2 protein-coding genes are annotated in these 892 nt (G+C 36.5%); both read left to right on the forward strand.

Annotated features, from left to right (window positions below):
• Positions 1-236 (forward strand): helix-turn-helix domain-containing protein (locus QMA12_RS22070; protein ID WP_290211515.1); only part of this gene is annotated, 236 nt, incomplete at its 5' end.
• A gap of 65 nt (positions 237-301) precedes the next feature.
• Positions 302-892 (forward strand): IS630 family transposase (locus QMA12_RS22075; protein WP_290211516.1); only part of this gene is annotated, 591 nt, incomplete at its 3' end.

Consider the following 892-nt stretch of genomic DNA (forward strand, 5'->3'; position numbering starts at 1 on the left):
CCCTTCACGATGCAAGTCGTGATGGCCGTGTTCGAGATCGAATTAAAGCTGTTTTACTTCGTTCTGAAGGTTGGTCAACGTCGATGATTGCTCAGGCATTACAACTTCATGAAACGAGTATTGTTAGGCATATTGATGATTATGTAAGCAAAAATAAGTTAGCCCCAGAAAATGGTGGCTCACAACCTTATTTGAGTAAAACACAAACAAATGAAGTTGTTACTCATCTCAGCTGAAAACGTATCGCTGCTCTTATGAAATAATTGAATATATTTGGAAAACCTATGACATTCGCTTTTCTATTTCAGGTTTAAATAAATGGCTTCATCAACATAGCTTTAGTTATAAATATCCTAAAGGTGTTCCTCATAAGTTTGATGAGGAAAAACAAGCCGATTTTATTGAAAAATATACCGAGTTAAAAGCGCAAGCCATTGATGAACCTATCTTGTTTATGGATGCTATGCATCCAACCCAAGTAACAAAAGTAAGTTGTGGCTGGATAAAAAAAGGGCATGATAAAGCGATAGAAACCACCGGTAGCAGAACACGATTAAACCTTGTTGGTGCTATTGATTTGAATAATTTAGCCGGCGCTCAAGTTAAACGTTATGAGAAAGTGAATAGCGAAACTATCCAAGCGTTCTTTACCGAGCTACGTGCTGAAAATGCTAGCAATAAACGTATTCACTTAATTTTAGATGGTGCAGGTTACCATCGAGCAAAAGTTGTAAAAGACAAAGCTGATGAGCTTAATATTAAACTCCATTTTCTTCCGCCGTACAGTCCCAATTTAAACCCAATAGAGCGGCTATGGAAAGTAATGAATGAGCATGTCAGAAATAATAAATATTTTGCCACAGCGAAAGAATTCAGAAATAAATTTGATGAA

Source organism: Pseudoalteromonas sp. APC 3893 (genome assembly GCF_030408095.1).
Classification (GTDB): domain Bacteria; phylum Pseudomonadota; class Gammaproteobacteria; order Enterobacterales; family Alteromonadaceae; genus Pseudoalteromonas.